We start from the raw sequence: 22,529 nt of genomic DNA on the forward strand, positions 1-22,529 counted from the left end.
ACCTTAAAATTAGATCAACACCGGGCCTAAGAACCGGCAAAAACGACAGACAGGGTAATAGATGATTTTGACGACCACTGACGGCCAAACCGGGCTGCCACGTTATTTCACTGCGGTTTTCAAGATGATGGGCGCGCTGAAACGGGGCCGGATCGATGTGATTCTGCCTGACGGTCGCCAATTCCGCTCTGAAGGGGCCGCAGCGGGTCATGTCGCTGAAATCACTGTGCATAACGCTGATCTGTTTGCCCGTATCGTGCGCGAAGGCGACCTTGGGTTTTGTGACGCTTACCTTGATGGCTGGTGGTCAACGCCCGATCTGATGGCGTTCATGGACCTGATTCACGACGACGCAGAAGAGATTTATGACGGCTTTCCGGGCCAGTATCTTGTGCGAACTTTCGAGCGTATCCGCTTCTGGTTGCAAAGTAATTCCAAAAAGCAGGCCCGCAAGAACATCGAGTATCACTACGATCTTGGCAACGATTTCTACGGCCTTTGGCTCGACGACACGATGACCTATTCCTCTGCCTTGTTTGAAAGCGGCCAAGAGAGCCTTGAGAGCGCGCAGACGGCCAAATATGCCTCTATGGTGGATCAGATGGGCGTGGAGCCCGGCGATCATGTGCTGGAAATCGGCTGCGGCTGGGGCGGGTTTGCGGAATACGCCGCAGCAGAGCGCGGCTTGCGTGTCACCTGCCTGACGATCAGCAAAGAGCAGTTTAACTACGCCGTCGACCGCATTGAAAAGGCAGGGCTTTCCGACAAGGTCACCTTCAAGCTCCAAGACTACCGCGACGAAACGGGCACCTATGACGGCATCGCCAGCATCGAGATGTTCGAGGCCGTGGGCGAGCAATATTGGCCGGCCTATTTCAAGACCGTTCGGGCGCGGCTGAAGCCCGGTCGCAAGGCCACGCTGCAGATCATCACTGTCGCTGACCGCCGGTGGGAAGTTTACAAACGCGGACCTGATTTCATTCAGAAATACATCTTTCCCGGCGGCATGCTGCCAAGCCCTAGCAAGCTGAGAGAGGTCATTACCAAGCATGGTTTATTGGTCGAAACCTCTATCGAATTTGGCCACAGCTATGACCAGACGTTGCGCCGCTGGCATGACACCTTTAACGCCAAATGGGACAAAGTCGCGGCCTTAGGCTTTGACGACCGGTTTCGGCGGATGTGGAACTTTTATCTGACCTCTTGTGCTGCGACCTTTGCCAGTGAAAACTGCGACGTAACGCAAATTACGATCGCGCGCCCCGCCTAAGGGGCCGGAAAGGAACGACCATGCCAACTGCCGGACGCCTTGCGGGGGCCGTGTTTTATGCGGTTCTGGGGGCGGTACTCGCCTTTTTGTTGGTGCCGTATTTTGATGAAGCGCGTGCGCCAAAGTATTGGTATCCTTTGGTTATCATCGTTGGGGTGTTGGTCGGTTGGATCATTGTCGGCTCGCGCAGCGGGCAAGGCACGGGGGCTGCAATGGGCACCGCCTTGACCGGCGCTGCGGCGCTTGCGTTTTGGGTGCTACTGCTTTTGTCGGGTTATGACATGATTCAGGTGGCCATGCGCGGCCGCTTTGGTGGCCCGATGGAGGCAGTCATTGGCGTGTTCTCCATTATGCTGGATTACGCCAAGGTGTTTTATTCCCCGCTGAACCTGCTCGTCTGGCTGGGCGGCGGATTGGTCGCGGGGCTGCTGACGGACATATTTGGATCGCGTTACCGCTGATGAATATCTTTGTTTACGGCACCTTGCGCGACGAAGCGTTGCGGATAGCTGTGTCTGGCATCGCAGGTGATGTGACGCCTGCGCGGCTGGACGGATACAGCGTGCAGCCTGCGGTGGGTGACGTGGCCCCAATGATCACGCAGGTCCCGGGGTGCACGGCGCAGGGGCTGCTATGGCGCAACCTAAGCGCCGACCAGATCGCGCGGCTGACCCTGTTCGAGGACGCTTACGACTATACCCTGACCTCTGTGCCCGTGACGTTGACAGATGGCACAACGCATCCCGCGCAAGTGTGGCTGCCGCCTGCGCAGTTGCAAGCGGCGCAGGGGGAATGGTCGCTCGCCGATTGGCAGGAAAGCTACGGCGCTGTCACGGCGCAGGCGGCGCGCGCGGTGTTTGCGCAAGACCCGTTGCCCGCGCCCGCTGATCTGCGCTGGCAGTGGCCGATGTTCCTGAAACGCGCTTGGGCGCAGGCGCAGGCGGCAGTGACGGATCGGCCAAATGCGCTGCGCTATGCCGCGCAGGCGGGCGACGTGGCCGTGTCTGACCGCGCCGCGCCTGTGGGGCGGTTTTTCAAAATGCAGGGCTTTGATGTGTCCCACCGCCGTTTTGACGGCGGCCATCAAGGCCCGCTACCGCGCGAGGTGCTGGTTGGTATCGATGCGGCGATTGTGCTGCCCTATGATCCGGTGCGCGGCCGCGTTGTGCTGGTTGAACAGATGCGTATGGGCCCGCTGGAACGGGGCGATCCGAACCCGTGGATGCTGGAACCTGTCGCAGGCATGATCGACGCCTTTGAGACGCCAGAGCAGGCCGCCCTGCGCGAGACGCAAGAAGAGGCCGGGCTGGATGTCACCCTGCGCCATGTCACGTCCTTTTATCCGTCACCGGGTAACGCGACGGATTATTTCTATTGTTACATCGGCTTATGCGACCTTCCTGATGTAAATCGCTACGCTGGCGGGCTGGAATCAGAACAAGAGGACCTGCGTCTGCATGTGCTGCCGCTGGGTGACGCGCTGGCCCTTGTCCAAAGCGGCGAAATCGCTGCTGGGCCTTGCGTGACGTTGATTTACTGGCTGGCGCTGAACCGGGACGCCCTGCGTCTTGAGTTCGCCCCCGCTGACGCCTAGACAGTACGTAACACGCGCATTCGAAAGGGCTTTGCCATGCATATCAAATCCGATCTGGCCGATACCGTTGGGAACACGCCCCTGATCAAGCTGCGCGCCGCGTCAGAGCTGACCGGCTGCACCATTCTGGGCAAGGCTGAATTCATGAACCCCGGCCAGTCCGTTAAGGACCGCGCCGCGCTTTACATCATCAAAGATGCCGTCGCCAAAGGCTTGCTGAAGCCCGGCGGCACTATCGTCGAAGGCACCGCTGGCAATACGGGCATTGGCCTTGCGCTTGTGGGTGCGTCGATGGGCTTTAAGACCGTTATCGTGATCCCGGAAACCCAGTCCGAGGAAAAGAAAGACATGCTGCGCCTTGCGGGTGCGGAATTGGTGCAAGTGCCTGCTGCGCCTTACAAAAACCCCAACAACTACGTCCGCTATTCCGGCCGCCTGGCCGAAGAGCTGGCGAAAACCACCCCCGGCGGCGTGATCTGGGCAAATCAGTTCGATAACGTGGCCAACCGTCAGGCCCATATCGAAACCACCGGGCCAGAGATTTGGGAACAAACCGGCGGTAAGGTTGACGGGTTTATCTGCGCGGTCGGTTCTGGCGGCACGCTGGCGGGTGTCGGCATGGCGTTGCAGCCCAAAGGCGTGAAAATCGGTCTGGCTGATCCGGACGGTGCAGCGCTGTATAACTTCTACGAGCACGGCGAGATGAAATCGTCGGGCGATAGCATCACCGAAGGCATCGGTCAGGGCCGGATTACGGCGAACCTTGAAGGGTTCACGCCCGATATGAACTATAACATCCCCGACGCAGAAGCGCTGCCGATCGTCTTTGATCTGCTGCAGCACGAGGGGCTGTGCCTTGGCGGATCGTCCGGCATCAATATTGCGGGCGCGATCCGTATGGCGCGGGACATGGGGCCGGGGCACACCATCGTCACCATCCTGTGCGACTATGGCACGCGCTATCAGTCCAAACTGTGGAACCCGGAGTTCTTGCGCTCCAAAGGATTGCCAGTGCCGTCTTGGCTGTCCACCGGACCGCAGTCCATTCCCGGCGTTTTCCAAGACGCATGACCCCGCGCCTTGGTCTTGGGATTGCGCTGGCGTTTTGGCTGGCCGGGCAGGGTGCCACCGCGCAGGTAGCCCTTGACGGCTTAGTGACAGCGCCAGCTGATGCGGAAACCACCGCCCAGCAAGGCGAGGCCGAGGCGGCCGCGGCAGAGGTTGCCGACCCAGAAGCGTTGGACGCAGCCGAGCAGGCGCTGGCAAATGCCGTGCCTGATCTGGACGACTGGCAATCGCGCGTTGCCGCAGCAGAGGCGCTGCTGGGCACGGGTACCGGATCATCGCTGGCCCTGTCGCGCACGCGCGAGACTCTGTTTGGTTGGCGTGAACGTTTTCAGGCGCTGGGATCGCTTAACGCGGGCCGCATCGCCACCGTGCAAGGCCAGATCAGCGCGCTCGGAACCCCGCCCGAAAGCGGCGAGGAACAGCCCGCCATCGCAGAACGCCGTATCGTGCTGAACCGCCAATTGGACGAGATCAGCGCCCCGGCCGTGTTGGCCCGTGAAGCATATGCCCGCGCCGATGGTCTGATATCTGAGGTCGACAGCCAGCTGCGCGCTCGCGACACCGCCCGCCTGACCACACGCGGCCCGTCGCCGCTGAACCCGTCCAACTGGGGCGAGGCGCTGCAAAGCGGGCACGCCGCGCTGAATACTGTGGTCGCATCGGCTGCGGCGCGGATATCGTCACGCTTCTCATCCGGGTCGATCTGGCCGGGCGTGCCGCTGTCGATCATGTATCTGGCCGTGGCCATTGTGCTGCTGGCGCGGTCACGGTCTTGGGTGTCGTTGCTGCAGGACCGGGTGGAAAACAGCCATGCGCGGGGGCGGGCGATTTGGTCGTTCCTGTTGTCGCTGTGGCAGATCGTGCTGCCGACGCTTGGCCTGTCCGCGCTGATTTTGGGTCTGCGCCAGCTTGGCGTGTTGGCCCGGTCCGGGGACGCGCTGTCGCAGGCGATCTTTGGCGCAGGCTTTATTGTCATCGTGGCGCGCTGGCTGAACGGGCAGCTGTTCCCGCAAGGCGAACAGGGCGGCCCGCTGGGCTATCCCGCTGATGTGCGCAGCAAAATCCGCAGCAGCGGTGTGGCGCTTGGCATTGGCCTTGCCGCGATCTTGATTGTTGCGGCGCTGATGGCGAATGCGGGTGCCTCTGACGCGTCCACCGGGGTGGTGACGCTGCCGTTGCAGGTCTTGCTGGCCGCGATCTTGTTCCGCCTTGGCTATTTGCTGCGGCACGCGCCGATGGACCGGGCAGGCAAGGCGGGATCTAGCGGGCGCATCCGTGTGTCCGTCGGGCTGCTTTGCATTATCGTGGCCATCGCGTCGCCGCTGCTGGCGGCGGCGGGCTTTGCTGCGGCCTCGGCGTCGCTGTTTGCGCCGTCGGTCATGACGCTGGCGATTTTTGGCGTGATCATTGTGCTGCAAAAGCTGGTCTATGACATCTACGCCCCGTCCAGCGAAACCGAAGGCGCAGGGCCGCTGATGCCCGTCGTCATCGGCTTTGGGCTGTTTTTGCTGGCCGTGCCGGTTTTGTCGCTGGTCTGGGGCGCAAGTGTCACCGACTTGGCAGAGGTCGTGGCCCAGTTCCGCGCCGGTTTCCAAGTGGGCGAGACGACGATTTCGCCCGGCGATTTCCTGACCTTCGTGCTGATCTTTGGCGGCGGCTACTTGCTGACGCAATTCGTTAAGCGGCAGTTGAAAACAACGGTGTTGCCGCGCACGAAAATGGACCTTGGCGGGCAGAATGCCGTCTCGGCCGGGGTGGGATATGTCGGGATCTTTCTGGCCGCGCTGATCGCAATCACGACGGCGGGCATTGATTTATCAAGCCTTGCGATTGTCGCCGGTGCGCTGTCGGTTGGTATCGGTTTCGGCCTGCAAACCATCGTGCAGAACTTCGTCTCTGGCATCATCCTGCTGATCGAACGCCCCATCGGCGAAGGCGATATGATCGAGGTGAATGGCAACGTTGGTTTCGTGCGCAATATCTCGGTCCGGTCCACCCGGATCGAGACGTTTGACCGCACCGATGTCATCATCCCCAACGCTGACTTGGTCAGCGGGCAGGTCACGAACTGGACGCGCGGCAACCTTGTGGGCCGCCTGATTTTGCCGATTGGCGTGGCCTACGGGACTGACGTTGAAAAGGTCCGCGCGATTTTGCTTGAGATCGCCGAGGCGCATCCGATGGTGATTGCCGATCCCGGCCCGCAGGCGCTTTTTGCCGCCTTCGGCGCCAGCAGCTTGGACTTTGAGCTGCGGATGATCCTGCGCGATGTGAACTGGAAGGTCGTCACGACCGACGAAATCCTACGCCAGATCAACGCCCGCTTTGTAGCCGAAGGGATCGAAGTGCCCTTTGCCCAGACCGATATCTGGCTGCGTAATCCGGAAAAGCTGCACCCCGCGCAGCCAAGCGCCCCGGCAAAGCCTGTGGAAGCCCCCAGCGACGGTCCAAGCACCGCGCGCGAGGCCAGCAGCATGATGGACGCCAGCGACCTGCACGACACTGATACGGACGGCGATGCCGATCCAGATGGGCCTACCTGATGACCGAGCCGCTTTTCTTGCACGATTCCTACCTGCGCGAGGCGACGGGCCGCGTCACCGGGCATACGCTGGAAGGCGGTATCGTGTTGGATGCGTCGATCTTTTACGCGACCTCTGGCGGGCAGCCGGGGGACGCGGGGCGGCTGGTGTGGGACGGCGGCGGCATCGACATTGGCACGACGGTCAAAGGGCAGGGTGGCGATATCGTCCTTGTCCCGGCAGAGCCTGCGCGCCTGCCAGAGATTGGCACCTATGTGAAGCAATCGCTAGTCTGGGATCGCCGCCACCGCATGATGCGCGTGCACACCGCGCTGCACCTGCTGTCCGTCATTATCCCGCGCCCCGTCACCGGCGGGCAAATCGCGGCTGATAAGGGGCGGCTGGATTTCGATATGGAAAACGCACCCGAAGACAAGGATGCGCTGACCGGACTGCTGAACGACATGATCGCGCGCGATCTGGCCGTTACCGCCGAATGGATCCCCGAGGCTGTGTTGGATCAACAGCCGGAACTGATCAAGACGATGACGGTCAAGCCGCCGCGCGGCCAAGGCCCCATTCGCCTGATCCGGATTGGAGAGGGTGACACAGCCGTCGATCTGCAACCCTGCGGCGGCACCCATGTCGGCTGGACCAGCGAAATCGGCCGCGTGCGGATCGGTAAGATCGAAAAGAAGGGCCGGCAAAATCGCCGGGTCTATCTGCATCTAGAGGACGCGTAATGTTTACGCTTTTGTGTATCGCAACGGCAGTCCTGTGCGCCGTGCTGTTCGCCGTCTTCCTGATGGTGCCGGGCGCTTATATGGGCCTGTACGGCGTCACGGCGGACGCCAGCGCGGTGTTCATCGGTCGCCGCGCCTCACCCTTATTTTTGGGGTTGGCTGTGTTCTTTTGGCTGCTGCGGGACGCAGGGCCGGGGCCATTGCACGACGGCACCGCATTGGCCGCGGCTGTGACCTTTGCAGGCATCGCTGCGACGGGGATTTGGTCCTACGCTGCAGGCTCTGCCAGTTTCGCGATCCTGGTGGCAGCAGGGTTCGAGGCTGCGATTGCCGTGGCCTTTGTGCTGGCGCGTTAGGACTTGTCCAGCTGATCTTCGCTATCGGGCAGACCTTCGCGGGACAGCAGGATCGCGATGGGGCGCAGCGCGGGGACATGGCTGCACACGACAAGCATCATCACCATGATCGGCACCGACAGGAACATGCCGGGAATGCCCCAAACAGCGCCCCAGAACGCAAGGCTAACAAGGATGCCAAAGGACGACAGCCGCAGGGCGCGCCCCATCAGCATCGGGTCAATGACAGAGCCGTTCATGAACTGAATGGCCCCCGAGATGACAAAGATCACCACGGTCAGCGTCGGATCGCCAAACTGCACATAGGCCGCCAATGCGACCAGCCCTGTCGCGACGATGGACCCCACATTCGGGATGAAGTTCAGCACAAAGGTCATCACCCCCAAGGGCATCGCAATTTCCATCCCAAACGCTTGGGCCAGTACATAGGTCATCACCCCGGTCACAAGGCTGATTCCCGTTTTGACCAGCAGGTAATAGTTTACCCGGTGAATGATGGACGAAATGATAAGACCGATGCGTTTGGCCTGCGCCGGGTTGCCGGTAAAGGCCAGCAGCTTGGTCTGGAACCAGACCCGTTCCGCGAACAAAAAGCCGACAAAAAGGATCACGAGCACCGAGGCTTGCGTCAGGCTTGTCGCGCCGCCTGCTGCCCCGCGCAGATAGCCCGACAGCTCTATTGACCGCATGGAATTGAGCACGGCGGCCTCTGTATCGTCGCCAGCCCATGAAAACAGGGCGGCAATCGCCTCTGGCGCGCGTTCGGCGTAGGCGAGGGTGATTTGCAGCACCGTGTTGATCTGCGCCACGACAATCGATGTCATGGTCAGCAGCGCCGCGCCGATCAGCAAAAGCGCGACAATCGACGCCAGCCAATTGGGCACCCGCAGCCGCCCGATCCGCTGGCGGGCGATAAAGCTGATCACATCCGCTGTCAGCGAAAACAGGATGATCGCCACGGCAAGGCTGATCAGAATGAACTGCGCCTGCACCAGCAAAAACAGCACCACCGCAAAGGCGATGATCACCAGCGCAGCGGTCTGCACGCGCGCCAGCTCGAACCGCTGGGCGTTGGTGTCTTCGGGGGGCGGGACGTGCTTCATGGGTATTAACTCTATGCGGTTACAATGTTTATGCGCAGCCGGGGCGCAGGTTTCAATGCATCGGCGCGAATTTTCCGTTTCTGCCTCTTGCACCCCCCCGCACCCTTGGCTAAAGACGCCCTCAGTGGACAGGTGGCCGAGTGGTCGAAGGCGCACGCCTGGAAAGTGTGTAGGCGGGGAACCGTCTCCAGGGTTCGAATCCCTGTCTGTCCGCCACAAACCTTCCTATTTGAATTGCTTGGTTTGTATGCCGCTGGCGCGCGGATACTGTGCTCATCTTGCCCGATGTCAGGGTTATAGCGAAAAGTTGCATTGGATAATGGCAGATATGTGCCTAAAGTCTTCGCGACTTAATATCGCTGCTCCCAAATTGCCAAGGAATTCGAAATGCTGACCAGACGCCACTTTATCCAGACGACTGGAGCGCTATTTTCACTTCCTATCGCCAGCCCCGCATTTGCCGCGCCGACATCGCAGCAATCGCAGTGGTCCGCTTGGGACTCGCGCGTGACACCTGCGAACTATGATCCTGCGACCACCAACCCTTGGGGTTTTCACGACCGCTTTTTACCGCAGCTGGTGCAGGCAAATGACGGTCTGAAATCAGGCGATATCCACGTCGATGCGGTCGCGCGCTACCTTTATCACATCCAGCCCAACGGCACAGCGATGCGCTACGGCGTGGCGATTGCCAAGGGCAACCTGTACGAACCTGGTTCCTACGCGATCAAGCGCAAGTCCAAGTGGCCAACTTGGACACCGACCCCTGCGATGATCGAGCGTGACCCGGCATCATATGAGCAGCACAAGGACGGCATGGATGGCGGCCCGAGCAACCCTCTGGGGTCGCGCGCGCTGTATCTTTATACTGGCAACCGCGACACCTATCTGCGCATCCACGGCACGCCGTCGCCGCGGTCCATCGGTAGCCGCGCCAGCTCTGGCTGTGTGCGCATGGTGATGGCGCATATCATCGGTCTGTACGACCAGGTGGCGACAGGGTCGACGGCCGTGTTGTACCCGACCGAAAACACTGTCACCGCCCAAAGTTAAGCTGCAGTCGCAGGCTCTGCCGGGGCTTCGGCCTCGGCGGGCTTTGGCGCACAAATATGACGGCCTTCGCGGGTCAGAAGCGGCAGTTCTGTCGTCTCGACCGGGCCGACATAGCTGAACCAAAAACAGTTATCATCATCGTGCACGCGCGCTGTGGCCAGGTTTTGGTTCGGCGCGGCCATTGCGGTGATCTGATCCTGAATCTGCTGCTCTGGGCTAGGCAGCGCCGGGGCGGCGGGCGCGGGCGGCACGGGGGCCGCGCAGGCACCCAGCAGCAAAGATCCAGCAAGCGCAGCGACAATCATCTTCATCGTATTCTCTTTCGTGTCTAATCCATTGGGCCCATGACAGCCTGCACGGCAGGATCACGGCATGCGCCGTGTATAAGGCGGCTGTCGGCTGTCGGCTACCGCCTGATCAAGGCTGGGGGCGCGATTTGCCATGATCTTCGCCGCAACTGGCCGAGATGGTACTTTTTATTAATGTCTTTGGGCCATGGCTAACGCTGCAAGGCCGGTTGCGGGATCGCTGGTGTGGTCTTTTGCCCTTCGCCAAATATGGGGTGCATGGCTTGCTTTGATTGACGCCGAAAAGGGCACCGCTGCATGCGTTTGAACTATAAAATCCTAATTGGACTGATCAGCGTTCTGGTCATCTGGGCGGGGACACTGGGTCAGTCCTATCGCACAATGAAACAGCTGGAATCGGAATATACCCGCACTGTGGACGAAACGCTTCCTATCATCCTCTCGCTAGAGGAACTGCGTTTCGCGACCCTGCGGATCGTGTCGTCAACCAGCGAAAACGCGATGATTATGGCGCTGCAGCGTAATTCGGACGTTGCCCCAGTCGATAGTGATATGCCCATGCCGGACGCCCACGAAATCCATGAAACTGCCATCGGCATTTCAGATTTTGAGCGCGTCTTCGAGATTTATAGCAACCAAGTTGATCTGTACGATTCGGCAGATGGCGCAATTCGCGATCTGATTGGCAGCAATGGCACTGCCTTAACCGATATCAGTCAAAGGTTAGAGGCCGCGTTAGAAAATAATGCGTCGACTGCTGAAGTTCTTGAGATGAAAGAGGTGATGGAGGACGCTGAAGCTGACATTTTATCCCTTATCATTGGCCAGATTACAGATGAACGCCGTGCGCTGCGCTTGCGTCAGGCCGCTTTGCGACAGGGCATTGTCGACGCAATTGATAACCTGATGATCAGTGCTGCACTTGCTGCGTTTGGCATTACGGCGCTGGTTATTCTGTCGTCCTTGCGCATTATCAAACCGATCGAGCGGCTGACGGCCGCTGCGGTGCGCATCGCCAAAGGTGACTTTGCGCCATTGCCCAAGGTCACCCAAAACGATGAAATCGGTGCGCTGACCAATGCCTTTAGCGACATGTCATCAAATTTGCAAAATATGATCCGCCGCCATCAAGAGGCGACGGACAATGCCTTGGCCAGTGAACAGCGCTTTCGCGACGTGGCAGAAGCGTCATCGGATTGGATTTGGGAAATTGGATCTGACTACCGTATTACCTTTGTGTCCGGGCGTTTCTTTGACGTCACCGGGTTGTCGGCTAGGGCTGTAATCGGACAGCCAATCAGCAAGTTTTTGACCCCAGATCGGACCGCAACTGCGGACTGTTTCGAAAACCTAGAGCTGGACGGCCTCGCACCTATCCGCGACATGCGCTGTCGCTACAGCGATATCACAAACCAAACCCGCATCTGCCGTTTGTCTGGCAAGCCACTGTTCCACAAGACGGGCACCTTCATGGGCTACCGCGGGACGGCCAGCGACATCACTGCCGAGGTTGAAGCGCAGGATATCGCAGAACATCTGGCGCTTCACGATGCGCTGACAGGGCTACCGAACCGGATCTTTATGGCGGAACGACTAGATCAAAACCTTGCAAAAATCCGGCGTCACGGCGGGGCGGTCAGCGTGATCTGTCTTGATCTGGACCACTTCAAGGAAGTGAATGACACCCTTGGCCACGCAGCGGGTGATTCCTTGCTGAAATCAGTTACAAAGCGCCTCGAAAGTACGCTGCGGATCACCGATACATTGGCGCGGCTTGGCGGCGATGAATTCGTGATCGTCCAGTCGGAAGCGATCCAGCCTAGCGGCGCAGAAGTGCTTTGCCGGCGTATCTTGCAAGTCATATCAGAGCCCTTCGAGGTTGAGGGGCAGAACCTATACATAGGTGCCAGCCTTGGCGTGTCGCTTGCGCCAATCGACAGTCTGGACCCTGAACAACTGCTGAAAAATGCCGATGTCGCAATGTACCGCGCAAAAAAGGACGGCCGAAACAGCTTTCGGTTCTTCGAGGCGGGGATGGACGCGGAATTGCAGGAACGCAAAGCGATGGAGCGGGACCTGCGGGTTGCGATTCAAAACAACGAACTAGAAATGTACTACCAGCCTTTGATCGAAACCCATGGCCGCGCGATGCAAGGGGTAGAGGCACTTGTGCGGTGGAATAGGCCGGGCTTTGGTATGGTGCCGCCCGGTGACTTTATTCCATTGGCCGAAGAAACAGGTCTGATCATCCCACTTGGTGATTGGATTTTGCGCACATCCTGCCGGCAGGCCACGGAATGGCCAAATTTGTTCGTGGCGGTCAATCTGTCACCAACACAGTTCAAGCAACAAGATCTGATCGGGTTAGTGAAGCAAGTTCTGCATGACACTGGCCTTACTCCCAATCGGCTCGAGTTGGAAATTACCGAAGGCGTCTTGCTTGAACAAACCGCCTATTCCTTGATGACATTGCGGGGTTTGCAAGAACTTGGCGTCCGAATCGCGATGGACGACTTCGGCACCGGCTATTCGAGTCTGAGCTATCTACAAATGTTTGCCTTCGACAAAATCAAACTTGACCAAAGCTTTGTGCAAGAACTGGGCAAAAGCTCTGGCGCGACGTCGATTGTCAGAACAGTGCTGGATCTGGGGCGGTCGTTGGGGATGGTCACGACAGCCGAAGGGGTCGAAACTGCTAGCCAGCGCGACTACCTTACCCAGCAGGGCTGCAATCAGATGCAGGGTTACCTTTTTAGCAGACCGGTTCCCGCGGCTGAGATCAAGAACCTGCTGTTGCGAACATACCCCGATGTCGATGTTCCCGTGGCAAAGGCACTATCTTCGTAAACTTAGCTTGGACCAGTGCGGCGATCGTTTGAAACCGTTGGCATACAGCCCGAACATTCAGGTATCCGCATGCCGCGCAACACCGGCAAACCAAGATTGCAATATGCGCAGGGGGGATGTGCAGGATAGAAGAATGACGGAGCTAACCGGGGAGAGCCAGTCCTTCACATATATTTCGGCTAATTATTGTAAGTAATATAAATGCTGAAGGCTAATTCATTAGGCGTCACCCTTTATGACATCCTTATTTCGCGATATGTTATTGGTACGCATCAGAAAGTGAGTAAATTTTCCTGTTTGCGTCCTTCGATATTTATGGCGTACAGTTTGAAGGGTGTATTCAATCTAACTCCCGATAATAAAATTTAGCACTTTGATAGAGGTGTGACGGCCACCCTGTGGCATATTTTTAAATATAATCTCGCGGTGTGAAGGCGAGGTGGAAGCACTCTACCGAATTTTAGCAGTATTACTGGCTAAACACGAATGCAGGACTGTCAGACGCGTTAGTTAAAGTAACCATCGTATTATCTAAAATAGCGTATTGCGGACCTTGACCTTAATGGTTCAGCGACCGCTTCGACGAAGGTTGCATCGGGCTAGCCACATTTGCGACGTTCAACAAAAGGTGGTTTTGGGAACAGTAGCGCAGGCGCGAAAGACCACCCAATGGCGGTTTTAAAGCTGATCTATGCCTATATTTACCTTTGGCGGACCCGCTCGACCCGAAGTGCTCTTGCTCTGCGCACAAAATAGATTCCTGATAATAGTGCGAAAAAAAGTCCGAAGGTCAGCGATAGGGAAATGAATTGCCGCAGAAACGCTTGATGTCCACAAACTGAACTTTTACAATCCCACCATCAGACAAACGCGGCAAGGCTAAGAGCTGTTATCGTCAACAAGGCTCCAGCACCTACGACAAATTTTCTGGATCGTGGCGGATAGGGCATTTATGTGATGCCGCTTGGTGAGAACGCTCGATTTGCGTAGGTCATCGCAAGCGACCTGAGTGTCGGAACCTCCAATCGTTTTTGCCGCTTTTCTAAAAGTTCATGCGCGAGGCTGGAGAACGCAGAAAGTATCTGAAGTGACTTAATCTCGGCAATGCGTTCATTGTCCTAATGATAGGAGGTGGAGGTCTTCATCAGCGCTTCAGCATCAACTTCGCTAATCTGGGCGAGAGCCAAATGAGCATATGAAACCTGCCGCCACTCACGGTTCCTCCTAAAAAGAGTATCCACTCGAACATCAATTTCGATCTCAGAGACTCCCCTGCCCAGAATCTCGGCGGAAAGTTTTATATATGCCGCTAGAGGGCGTCTGGGTCTTTAAGGTCAACTATATCCATACTTCTTTTGTGACCCACAATCTGACGAATGTATGACCCTTCCCGCACCGTTTCAAATCGAAGCAACGGTGGAAAAATTCGTGGAACTGAATTTAGCATCTCGCCAAAAACCCTCGTTTTTGGAATGGGCGCAAACAACCTCAATTGACGCTTCAAAAAAACCGCTCAAAACTCAAGCCGTTGTTGAAGGTTTTTGACCCTCACCGGATAGCTGACATTAACTGCGTTGCCGAAAATCGGTAAGGCGCTTTCAAATCAGCCAGCGCACCAGCAGCGGCACAATGAGGCTCGTCAACAAAGCGTTGAGGGCCATGGCGATGCCGGCATAGGCCCCTGCCACAGGGTTCACCTGAAACGCTCGGGCCGTTCCAATGCCGTGTGCGGCAACGCCAACTGCAAAACCGCGTGCCCGCCAGTCGGTGATCCGCAGCAGGTTCATCAAAGGGGTGACTGTCACGGCCCCGATGATCCCGGTCATGATGACCAGCACGGCCGTGAGCGCCGGTATCCCTCCGATCGCTTCGGAAATACCAAGGGCCACTGGCGCGGTCGTGGACTTCGGTGCCAAAGACAGCAAAATGTCCATGGGCAGACCAAACGCACGGGCCAGTAGAATGGCCGATCCCGCCGCGACGATCGAGCCTGCAAGCAAAGCCAGCACGATCGGCGCGATCGAGGTCCGGATCGTATCCCTGTTGTCCCAAAGCGGCAGGGCCAAAGCCACCGTCGCGGGACCAAGCAGGAAGTGAATGAATTGGGCGCCCTCGAAATACGTCGCGTAGTTTGTGCGTGTCAGCCAAAGCACTGGTGCAATCAGCAGCACCGACAAAAGCACGGGATTGGCCCAAGGTGGGTTGCCGAGCCGCCGCGCCACGCCATCAGCGATCAAATATCCGATGATTGTGGTGGTCAGCCAGATCAGCGGCGTTGTGGACAGGTAGCTCCACAGGGTTGCGACGTCTGTCATGCGGCCCAGCGTTCGGTTGCGCGCCGCACGCCGATGAACGTTCCCACAGCAGCCAACATCGAGAGCACGGTTGAGAGCGTCAGGATTGCCAGCAGGGCAACCCCGTCGTTAGATAAGACACCAAGGTTGCCGATCACACCGACACCCGCTGGCACGAACAGAAAAGACAGGTTCGCCAAGATGACCGTGGTGGTCGGCCGAAGCTGTTCGGCAAGCCGCGGCATGGCGGCGAGCAACAGGACGAGCAGCGTAAGACCGAGCACAGGACCGGGCACTGGCAGGCCAAAGCCCCGTACGGTGACTTCGCCCAGCAGTTGGCAGCCTAGAAGAAGTCCAAGTGTCTGGAGCATGGGGTTCGCTTTCGAATGACCTATTCAGGTTACTTTGATGGCAAACACTTGTCAGAACCAACAAAAAAGTTCCGCAGTAAGGCAACCCGAGAGCAACGCGGTCGTCACAACCCCGCTCTGCGCGCATTCGATCGGCTTGGCCCTTGCGAGAAGGGCAACTCTACGATAGTTGCCAACCCGTTCGGATGACCGGAAAGGCATACTTTGGCTTCTCGTGGGCGCCCGAGAACCATTCATAGCCCACGGCGACAATCAGGTAAGCAGCGACAATATGAAGAACTCCAATGGGAATAGCCTTGATGGGCGCATCAAAGACGCTTCTCAGGCCAAGCGGGACCAACTTGAACGGTTCAAAAAGGCTGCGCAGGATCCCGAACGCCTAGCTGCTATCGCTCAGAAAAAAGCTGAAGCCGCCGTGCGCGAGACGCAGCGATTGGCCAAAGCAGCCGAGCTTAAAAAGCAGCAGGAAGAGCAAGCGCGGATCAAGTCCGAGGCTGACGCACGCGATGCTGAAGCCGCTGTGGCCAAAGAGGCTGAACTGATTGAAGAGCGCAAAAACACCGCTGATAAAATCATCGATCAGGATCAAGCCACCGAAGCTGAGAAGAAAGCTGAACGTGACCGGCGCTATCAAGCGAGACGCAATCGTAAGAAGTGAAGCGTCTGACGTCTGGCATTCGCATGTCAGACCCCAGTCGCCCGGATTGTACCGCTAGATCCAGCGCGGTGATGCGTATGATCTGCCATATTGTTCTTTGTGAGGTCACGGCAACGGACGGACGTGGCGCAGTCCTTCCGCTTGCATGGCGGTGATAATGGGCTCAGCTCCACCAGTCGGCGTCACGGGTAATTTTCCAGCTTGGATCAGAAGTGACACAAGCCCTGCCGCCTGTGACGCCGCAGCCGAGGTGCCCCCGAACAAGGTATAAAGCGACGCGATGTCCACGCCGTCCTCATAGTCTGGGACGTCCCGATGCGACGATGCCGCAAATCCATAAGGTCCGCGCACATCAAGGCTAAGGGGCGCCCAAGGGACGTATTTTGCGGTGGACGCGGCCATATCGACATCGCCGAACTGATAGTCGCTTCCGTTAAAGGTGCCCGCGTCGATCCTTTGGTCGTCGCGGTGCAAAACTTCGGCGTCATCGCTGACCATATGTAGCAATGTTGCGGGCGCGGGCGCACCATTGGAATAGGACGCGCGCAAGCCGTCACGCGTCACAGCCGCCACCACGATAGCGCTGTCCACAAGCCCGGCGGCGCTGGCCGGATAGGCCAGCATGTTGCCCCGGCCTTCGTTCCCGGCGGCCAGCACGACATAGCGCCGTTTTGCGATCGCAAGAAGCAGCGCCTCGATAAGCTCTTGGTCGCGTCGAAGGCCCATCAGATTGGCCTGATCATCGTCGACCAGCGTTTCCGGATGCGCGCTATTGCATGTCTCGATGCGGGTCTGGCGGCGTGCGCTGGGTGGCAATTCTGCGCGGGCAGCAACGTCGGGCAGACCGCGCGGCATCAGGATGACCGGTGCTTCGCTGAAGTATGCGGCCAGAAGCGCGTTGATGACGGGCTTGATTTCATGGCTGTACGGCGTGGCATAGGACGCGATCTGGCAGAACGGATTGACGCCGTAGTATGGCAGCGCGCTAAAGAATTCATGCGGCCGATCACGTGGCGGACGGCCCCCCACAAGCCCGGCACATGCCGTACCATGCGCGCCAAAAAACGCAGCCGGGTCTTGCATATCAATCTGCGCGTAACCTCGCGCCATCTGCCCTGCCATGGCCGTGATGGTGGCGCTGTGATCGGCGCCCAGGTCAAGGTCTGCAATCTTGGCCGCCGCGTCGACAAAGCCAGCATCAGCCATGGAATGGCCGGGTGGCTGGACAGAGAGGGCCTCTAGGAACGCTTGCGCCGCGGATGCCGGGTTGCCCGCAGCCTGTACTGCGTCGTGCAACACGCTAAGTTTTTCGATATCCAGCCCAGCGCGCACCGTATGCGCGCGAACCTCTGCCAGCACGCGCTGCACGATTTCTTTCAGGTCGCCTTGCGACGTCGCAAGGGCCTGCCGCAGGGCAGAAACGGTCGAGCCTGCGCTGCGATAGACGGCCCCGGTGATTTGCGGGCCAAAGTCGATCTGAGGCGCGACCAGCGCCGCTTCTAGATTGGGATGCCTTGGATCAAGACCGCTATCGATGATCGCGACGGTGACGGCATCACCGCAGCTTGCGTCGTCCCACAGCGGTGCAGACCAGCCATCCGCCGTGCGGGTGATTAGTCCCAGATGTTCCAGATGCCACAGATAAAAGACGTCACGTTCGGACATGCCTCAAGCTCCCCATTCGGACAGCGCGTCGCGCATCAGACGGCGGCACGCATAAATCAGGTAGGGCGCGAACATGCGCGCCAGCTCTCGGCCCGCCATGCTGTCCGACGCGTAGTGTATGCCGGCCATCTCGCGGTTTTCGGCGACCCGCTGCGCAACATGGAAAAGCTCTACCGTGGCCGGAAGTTCGGGCATCAGGCGCGTCATGACCTCAGCCACCGAAAACATCTGGAAACTGTGATTGGACGGATAGCTTTCGTGCGCGGGGTTCCCCAGAAACGGCCGTAAGTGTGTCGCGACCTGATTGGGACGCGCGCGCCCGAACTTGCGTTTATAGACGTATCCCACGCGTTCGGTCATGTTCAGAACCGTGTCGATCAGCGCTGCCGTCGCGGGGGCATTCGCCGGGTCCGTGATGCCCAGCGGATGCAGGATTTCCGAATAGCGCGCGGACGAGACCTGATCGACAATTTCGGCCTGCCGTAACGGATCACTAGCCAGCGCCGCCTCTTTGTAAAGCAGGTCTAGGACCTCTTTTTGCGTGTGTTCGGGGCCGGGGGGCAGCGGTAGCGGCAGGTTTTCCCATGGCAGCGCGCCGGGGCGGTCGAAGGGAAAGCGCGACAGCGTCAATTCGCGAAGCTCTTCCCAAATCGCATTGCCAAGCGTCACGCCGCCTTCTGTGTCGGTGCCCGGGGCCTGCACAAAAGTCGTCGAGCGGCTGCGTGATCTGGACCGCGAACGGGACCGTGACCGGCTGCGCGAACGCGACAGCGCGGCACCGTTGCTGATCTGGACCGCAGTTGCTTGCAGCTGGAAAGACCGCAGGGCAGGGGCCGCGGTGTCGTCGGGGCTTGTGTCGTCCGGGATTGATGCTGCCGCTGTGTGCGCCGCCCTTTCGCCCATAAACAGGTCCCCCTTCGCGGTCAGGCGAAATTCTGGAATGTCATATGTCATGTCAAAGTCCCAATCCTCTGATGCCGTCGCGGACCCGGTGAAAGACGTCCGGGTTGGGGAATAAGGTGTCAGGCAGGTCTTTCATCGTCTCGTTGGTGTCTGTGCCGGTCTGCCGTTCCAACACATCAATCGCGGCGCGGCCTTCGGTTTTTCGGCCCGCAAAAGAATAAGCGGCCGCAAGCGTGCGCAGGGTCGGCTCATATTGAAACCCGATCCCCGGCGGATGCTGCGCAAGCGCGCGTTTGCCATTCAGGATGGCGTCATCGAATTTCCCAAGCATCAACTGACTGGCGGACAGCACTGTCGTGAACGCATATTGCATCGGATTCCACCGCCCCAGCTTGCCGGCCAGCTGCGCGTGGGCGCCGGCTTCGTCGTAGCGACCGGCATAAAAGTGCGCGAGGCTGACCGTATCGGCCAGCATGGCATTCTGCCCGACCAATCCGCGCACAGGGCCCAGCAGTTCGTGTGCACGGTCACAATCTTTCAGCACAAATCCGTAGACATGCGCCACCAGCGCGCGGGTCAGCGGACTGTTGCAGTCCATTTCCATAGCGTGGGCCGAGTAATGCAGCGCAATATCGCGCAGGCCATCAAGGTTGGCACCGCTATTCTTTTCCAGCTGATAGGCCGTCAGGTAGGCCCGCCATGCATAAAGGGACGGCGCCGTGGAGCCGTCCATCGCGTCATTTAACGCGACTTCTGCGGCGGCGATGTTTTCCGGTGTCAGCCTGGAAATCAGCCGAATGGCATTCAATGCAGCAAGCGCGGGGCCTTTGGTCGCGGCAAAGGGTGATTTCTGGTTTTCCTTCCAAACCGCATCGCACAATTGTTCGATGGACCGCGCGATTAGCGTGTAAATCCGAGAGGAATCGCGGATTGGTAAGGTGATGTTTTCAAGCCAGCCCCAAACCGGTGTGCCGCGATCCATGCGTGTCACCGCCAAGGATATCATCACATCGTTGCCGATGACGTAGGCATTTGCCGTTAACCGCAGGTCCGGGGGGGCAGCACTGCCGACGGATCCCGCGATCACCGGTTCAAAGAACCCCGTTTGATCCAATCCGCGCACCAGACAGTCCCGCGTCATCGTCATCAGTCCCTTGACGGCTGACTGACAGGGATCGGGGGGCGCGCCGTTCGCGCCGCAAGACGCTGCGATTTCGATCGTGAAGCGGCGGGGTGTGCTGCGCCATGTCTCGTCAATCGCGGCGACCGGGCCGCTATTGCTGTGTGCCGGGTCAAGCGCGCGGCGCTGCTGGGCCAGCCAAGCCTTGAACGCCACGGAATCGATGTCGATCCCTTCCAAAAGCTGCGGCGCGTTGACGACCCCGCTTTGCATTGCATCGACGCTGATCCGGTCCATCGATAGATGCACGGCCCCCCCTTGGGTCCGCAGGGGACAGGGGCTGGCATCACCAAACGCGCGGCGAATATCACTTAGCGATTGCTTTAGGCTATCGCGCGCCTGCCGTGGTGCCCGGTCGGCCCAAAGCAATTGTTCCAGCGCTGCGCGTTCGATCCGGCGGCCACCTGACAAGGCCAGATACGCCAATAGCGCCCGCGACTTGCGCAGGCGCGGCGTGACGATATCCCCTGATGGTGCATGCAATTCAACCGCACCAAAGAGCGTTAAGTGGAATCTCGCATTGGGCAAGTTTCGCCTTTCCGAACAATTCTTTCGCTGTCGGGAACCTCAAACTCTGCAATCTGAATACAGGCTGACCTTACGTCAATTTTTCCATGATGAATACCCGGCTTTGGGCGTTCACACTTAATTCACACCTTATTCACTCACAGCACAGACGCCCCGGGATCTAGCGTTTGGGGGGCAGGCGCTTGTTTAAACGACGCGCTTTCCCTTCATTAAGGAGATTTCACATGGCAATCATTCTTCAGTCTCATGGCGGCCCTGACCGCAAGACCCAGCCACGCGCCCGCAGCGATGTGCGGATTGAAGCGCTGCTGCCCGCCGACGGTGATATCGGTGTCGACGAGGCGGCTGACTTCGGCTTTCTTTTGCCGCCGAGCGACGATCCTTCGGACTATTTGGCATCCGGCGCGGTTGATGATCTGGATCGCTTGGGCGATCTGATGGTGCCCGCCCGCGGCGTCGACACCCCGGACGGGGAAATGCCGCCGGTCATGACCTATTGGGGCCAGTTTCTGGACCACGAGCTGACGGCGCGGACAGATCGTGAAACCGATCTGTCCCGCATCGAAAATCCCGCACCAACGCGGACCGGCGCGGAGATCGAGCGTTTGCTGAAAAACGCGCGCACGCCGCGGTTCGACCTTGATAGCGTTTATGGGGGTGTGCCTATCGGAGTGTTCGCGTCAGACGATCTGCAACGCCACGCCGCGACCGTCAGCAGCGGCATGCGTCACCCCGCAAACCCGGCCAAGATGCGCGTCGGATCGGCGGTGCAGCAAGGCAACATGCCCGACGGGCTAGACCGCCACCGCGATCTGCCGCGCTTTCACCAAGTCGCACAACGGGTGCGTGATGCGATGCTGGCCATCGCGCGCGCGCAGATGGATGATGCCGGTTTTGCCAAATTCGAAGCTGGATTGCCGAAACGCGCGCTTATTGGCGACATGCGTAACGATGAAAACATCATCGTCGCGCAATTCCACCTCAGCGTGCTGCGGTTTCACAACAAAGTCGTCGATTTCCTAGCCGAAAACGACACCGGTTGGATCGCCGATTTCGATGCAGCCAAGACTCTGACGACGCTGCATTACCAATGGCTTGCGGTCGAAGGCTTCCTGAAAACGATGTGCGACCCGGATGTCGTCGATACCATCCTTGCTAATCGCGCGCGCCATTTCTTTGAATTTCGCGCAGCCTATGCCGCGCGCAACGGCACGCGCACGCTTGGCAATGCGATACCGATTGAATTTTCCGCCGCAGCCTACCGGTTCGGGCATTCGATGGTGCGCAGGGCCTATGACTACAACAATACCTTTGGTCGCCCCAACGGCGAGGCGCCGTTCGATCAGATCTTTGCGTTCACTGGCGGCGGCGGGCTTGGCGCGGGATTTGGATTAAACAACAACGCCATTCCGCAAAACTGGATCATCGACTGGTCGCGTTTTGTGACTGCCGATACCTCTTTTACCGACGGGGGTAACCAGCGCGTCACCCGCGCGGTGGACACCAGTCTTGCCCCGCCACTGGGCGATATGGTCAACGAAGGCGGGGGGCATCCGGCGGGATCGGACCTGCACAAGATGTTCCGCCACCTTGCGCGCCGAAATCTGCGGCGCGGTCTGAGCCTGCGGCTGCCGACAGGGCAGGCGCTGCATGCCCACCTTAAGGCGGTCGGGGCCGTTGCGACGGACCCGATTGCGGATGTGTCCGCTACGATCAGCGGCAACGATCCGCTGGTGGATTTCCTGCGCAACGATGGCGCGAACCTGAACGCCGCCACGCCGCTGTGGTTCTATTGTCTGGCAGAAGCCGAAGGCACGCCGGGCGACCGGATGGGGCCGCTGGGCAGTTGGATCGTCGCCAGCACGTTTATCGGCGTTTTGCTCGATGACCCTGAATCGGCGTTGTCCCGCGACTTTTCACCTTCACAAAGTCCGCTTCGCATGCCCGACGGCAGCCCCGTCGACAGCATCGAAAAGTGGATGAAATTCGCAATCGTCATGGAGTGACGATGACAGCGCCTGACCTGCCACCCTCCCTGTGCGGGTAGGGCGCACCACTCCTTTGCG

Annotated in this window: 19 protein-coding genes and 1 tRNA gene; 13 read left to right on the forward strand and 7 right to left on the reverse strand. The window is 59.0% G+C overall.

Going from position 1 to position 22,529, the window contains the following annotated elements; all coding sequences use genetic code 11:
* The first annotated feature begins 61 nt into the window (after positions 1 to 61).
* Genes KBW81_RS07225 through KBW81_RS07255 form a run of 7 tightly spaced genes read left to right on the forward strand, consistent with a single transcriptional unit; the run spans position 62 to position 7,553 of the window.
* Positions 62 to 1,270, forward strand: coding sequence for an SAM-dependent methyltransferase (locus KBW81_RS07225; protein WP_254248835.1), 1,209 nt, complete (start codon positions 62 to 64; stop codon positions 1,268 to 1,270).
* Positions 1,271 to 1,290: 20 nt separating this feature from the next.
* Positions 1,291 to 1,731: a TrgA family protein gene (locus KBW81_RS07230; RefSeq protein ID WP_090185004.1), complete on the forward strand. Its 441-nt coding sequence runs from the start codon at positions 1,291 to 1,293 to the stop codon at positions 1,729 to 1,731.
* Entirely contained in the window at positions 1,731 to 2,864 is a 1,134-nt protein-coding gene (locus tag KBW81_RS07235; RefSeq protein WP_254248836.1) for an NUDIX domain-containing protein, read from the forward strand. Before KBW81_RS07230 ends, KBW81_RS07235 begins: the two co-directional genes overlap by 1 nt.
* A 36-nt stretch (positions 2,865 to 2,900) precedes the next feature.
* On the forward strand, positions 2,901 to 3,935 hold the full coding sequence (locus tag KBW81_RS07240; RefSeq protein WP_090185010.1) for a cysteine synthase A: 1,035 nt from the start codon (positions 2,901 to 2,903) through the stop codon (positions 3,933 to 3,935).
* On the forward strand, positions 3,932 to 6,475 hold the full coding sequence (locus KBW81_RS07245) for a DUF3772 domain-containing protein (protein WP_090185013.1): 2,544 nt from the start codon (positions 3,932 to 3,934) through the stop codon (positions 6,473 to 6,475). The genes KBW81_RS07240 and KBW81_RS07245 overlap by 4 nt, the downstream gene beginning before the upstream one ends.
* Complete coding sequence (locus KBW81_RS07250) at positions 6,475 to 7,197, forward strand: alanyl-tRNA editing protein (RefSeq protein ID WP_090185016.1); 723 nt, start codon at positions 6,475 to 6,477, stop codon at positions 7,195 to 7,197. The genes KBW81_RS07245 and KBW81_RS07250 overlap by 1 nt, the downstream gene beginning before the upstream one ends.
* Positions 7,197 to 7,553, forward strand: coding sequence for a hypothetical protein (locus tag KBW81_RS07255; RefSeq protein WP_254248837.1), 357 nt, complete (start codon positions 7,197 to 7,199; stop codon positions 7,551 to 7,553). Before KBW81_RS07250 ends, KBW81_RS07255 begins: the two co-directional genes overlap by 1 nt.
* Here the strand turns inward: KBW81_RS07255 and KBW81_RS07260 are convergent.
* Positions 7,550 to 8,656 carry an AI-2E family transporter gene (locus KBW81_RS07260; protein ID WP_254248838.1) on the reverse strand — a complete coding sequence of 369 codons (1,107 nt, stop codon included), beginning with the start codon at positions 8,654 to 8,656 and terminating at the stop codon, positions 7,550 to 7,552. The two genes, KBW81_RS07255 and KBW81_RS07260, sit on opposite strands and share 4 nt — an antisense overlap.
* A 126-nt stretch (positions 8,657 to 8,782) precedes the next feature.
* Between KBW81_RS07260 and KBW81_RS07265 the strand changes: the two genes are divergently transcribed.
* A tRNA-Ser gene (locus tag KBW81_RS07265) sits at positions 8,783 to 8,872 on the forward strand.
* A 171-nt stretch (positions 8,873 to 9,043) separates the two neighbouring features.
* The gene (locus KBW81_RS07270; protein WP_090185026.1) at positions 9,044 to 9,709 is read left to right on the forward strand and encodes a L,D-transpeptidase; all 666 of its coding nucleotides are present in this window, start codon (positions 9,044 to 9,046) and stop codon (positions 9,707 to 9,709) included.
* Here the strand turns inward: KBW81_RS07270 and KBW81_RS07275 are convergent.
* On the reverse strand, positions 9,706 to 10,020 hold the full coding sequence (locus tag KBW81_RS07275) for a hypothetical protein (protein ID WP_254248839.1): 315 nt from the start codon (positions 10,018 to 10,020) through the stop codon (positions 9,706 to 9,708). The two genes, KBW81_RS07270 and KBW81_RS07275, sit on opposite strands and share 4 nt — an antisense overlap.
* Positions 10,021 to 10,314: 294 nt before the next feature.
* Between KBW81_RS07275 and KBW81_RS07280 the strand changes: the two genes are divergently transcribed.
* Together KBW81_RS07280 and KBW81_RS07285 are read left to right on the forward strand one after the other, a co-directional pair.
* Positions 10,315 to 12,864: a bifunctional diguanylate cyclase/phosphodiesterase gene (locus tag KBW81_RS07280; RefSeq protein ID WP_254248840.1), complete on the forward strand. Its 2,550-nt coding sequence runs from the start codon at positions 10,315 to 10,317 to the stop codon at positions 12,862 to 12,864.
* Positions 12,865 to 14,244: 1,380 nt separating this feature from the next.
* Positions 14,245 to 14,409 (forward strand): hypothetical protein, encoded by a 165-nt coding sequence (locus KBW81_RS07285; protein ID WP_175499129.1) that lies wholly within the window; start codon positions 14,245 to 14,247, stop codon positions 14,407 to 14,409.
* Positions 14,410 to 14,462: 53 nt separating this feature from the next.
* Here the strand turns inward: KBW81_RS07285 and KBW81_RS07290 are convergent, their stop codons facing one another.
* Positions 14,463 to 15,179 (reverse strand): LrgB family protein, encoded by a 717-nt coding sequence (locus KBW81_RS07290; protein ID WP_254248841.1) that lies wholly within the window; start codon positions 15,177 to 15,179, stop codon positions 14,463 to 14,465.
* Complete coding sequence (locus tag KBW81_RS07295; RefSeq protein WP_254248842.1) at positions 15,176 to 15,529, reverse strand: CidA/LrgA family protein; 354 nt, start codon at positions 15,527 to 15,529, stop codon at positions 15,176 to 15,178. Before KBW81_RS07295 ends, KBW81_RS07290 begins: the two co-directional genes overlap by 4 nt.
* 271 nt (positions 15,530 to 15,800) lie before the next feature.
* Here KBW81_RS07295 and KBW81_RS07300 point away from each other — a divergent pair, with 271 nt between their 5' ends.
* Entirely contained in the window at positions 15,801 to 16,187 is a 387-nt protein-coding gene (locus KBW81_RS07300) for a DUF6481 family protein (protein ID WP_254248843.1), read from the forward strand.
* Positions 16,188 to 16,292: 105 nt separating this feature from the next.
* On the opposite strand, the gene KBW81_RS07305 is transcribed toward KBW81_RS07300, so the two are convergent.
* From KBW81_RS07305 to KBW81_RS07315, 3 genes are read right to left on the reverse strand one after another with little or no spacing between them, the layout of a single operon-like run.
* Positions 16,293 to 17,852, reverse strand: coding sequence for a S8 family serine peptidase (locus KBW81_RS07305; RefSeq protein WP_254248844.1), 1,560 nt, complete (start codon positions 17,850 to 17,852; stop codon positions 16,293 to 16,295).
* Positions 17,853 to 17,855: 3 nt separating this feature from the next.
* Positions 17,856 to 18,806 (reverse strand): phosphatase PAP2 family protein, encoded by a 951-nt coding sequence (locus tag KBW81_RS07310; protein WP_254248845.1) that lies wholly within the window; start codon positions 18,804 to 18,806, stop codon positions 17,856 to 17,858.
* Position 18,807: 1 nt separating this feature from the next.
* On the reverse strand, positions 18,808 to 20,463 hold the full coding sequence (locus KBW81_RS07315; protein WP_254248846.1) for a hypothetical protein: 1,656 nt from the start codon (positions 20,461 to 20,463) through the stop codon (positions 18,808 to 18,810).
* 224 nt (positions 20,464 to 20,687) lie between these two features.
* Between KBW81_RS07315 and KBW81_RS07320 the strand changes: the two genes are divergently transcribed.
* Positions 20,688 to 22,469, forward strand: coding sequence for a peroxidase family protein (locus tag KBW81_RS07320; RefSeq protein ID WP_254248847.1), 1,782 nt, complete (start codon positions 20,688 to 20,690; stop codon positions 22,467 to 22,469).
* Positions 22,470 to 22,529 lie beyond the last annotated feature (60 nt).

It is taken from the genome of Loktanella salsilacus (genome assembly GCF_024206795.1).
Classification (GTDB): Bacteria; Pseudomonadota; Alphaproteobacteria; order Rhodobacterales; family Rhodobacteraceae; genus Loktanella; species Loktanella salsilacus.

Bases quoted from the DNA above. Each gene is read 5' to 3' on its own strand.
- KBW81_RS07225 (WP_254248835.1), top strand. From the start codon at position 62: ATGATTTTGACGACCACTGACGGCCAAACCGGGCTGCCACGTTATTTC.
- KBW81_RS07230 (WP_090185004.1), top strand. From the start codon at position 1,291: ATGCCAACTGCCGGACGCCTTGCGGGGGCCGTGTTTTATGCGGTTCTG.
- KBW81_RS07235 (WP_254248836.1), top strand. From the start codon at position 1,731: ATGAATATCTTTGTTTACGGCACCTTGCGCGACGAAGCGTTGCGGATA.
- KBW81_RS07240 (WP_090185010.1), top strand. From the start codon at position 2,901: ATGCATATCAAATCCGATCTGGCCGATACCGTTGGGAACACGCCCCTG.
- KBW81_RS07245 (WP_090185013.1), top strand. From the start codon at position 3,932: ATGACCCCGCGCCTTGGTCTTGGGATTGCGCTGGCGTTTTGGCTGGCC.
- KBW81_RS07250 (WP_090185016.1), top strand. From the start codon at position 6,475: ATGACCGAGCCGCTTTTCTTGCACGATTCCTACCTGCGCGAGGCGACG.
- KBW81_RS07255 (WP_254248837.1), top strand. From the start codon at position 7,197: ATGTTTACGCTTTTGTGTATCGCAACGGCAGTCCTGTGCGCCGTGCTG.
- KBW81_RS07260 (WP_254248838.1), bottom strand. From the start codon at position 8,656: ATGAAGCACGTCCCGCCCCCCGAAGACACCAACGCCCAGCGGTTCGAG.
- KBW81_RS07270 (WP_090185026.1), top strand. From the start codon at position 9,044: ATGCTGACCAGACGCCACTTTATCCAGACGACTGGAGCGCTATTTTCA.
- KBW81_RS07275 (WP_254248839.1), bottom strand. From the start codon at position 10,020: ATGAAGATGATTGTCGCTGCGCTTGCTGGATCTTTGCTGCTGGGTGCC.
- KBW81_RS07280 (WP_254248840.1), top strand. From the start codon at position 10,315: ATGCGTTTGAACTATAAAATCCTAATTGGACTGATCAGCGTTCTGGTC.
- KBW81_RS07285 (WP_175499129.1), top strand. From the start codon at position 14,245: ATGACCCTTCCCGCACCGTTTCAAATCGAAGCAACGGTGGAAAAATTC.
- KBW81_RS07290 (WP_254248841.1), bottom strand. From the start codon at position 15,179: ATGACAGACGTCGCAACCCTGTGGAGCTACCTGTCCACAACGCCGCTG.
- KBW81_RS07295 (WP_254248842.1), bottom strand. From the start codon at position 15,529: ATGCTCCAGACACTTGGACTTCTTCTAGGCTGCCAACTGCTGGGCGAA.
- KBW81_RS07300 (WP_254248843.1), top strand. From the start codon at position 15,801: ATGAAGAACTCCAATGGGAATAGCCTTGATGGGCGCATCAAAGACGCT.
- KBW81_RS07305 (WP_254248844.1), bottom strand. From the start codon at position 17,852: ATGTCCGAACGTGACGTCTTTTATCTGTGGCATCTGGAACATCTGGGA.
- KBW81_RS07310 (WP_254248845.1), bottom strand. From the start codon at position 18,806: ATGACATATGACATTCCAGAATTTCGCCTGACCGCGAAGGGGGACCTG.
- KBW81_RS07320 (WP_254248847.1), top strand. From the start codon at position 20,688: ATGGCAATCATTCTTCAGTCTCATGGCGGCCCTGACCGCAAGACCCAG.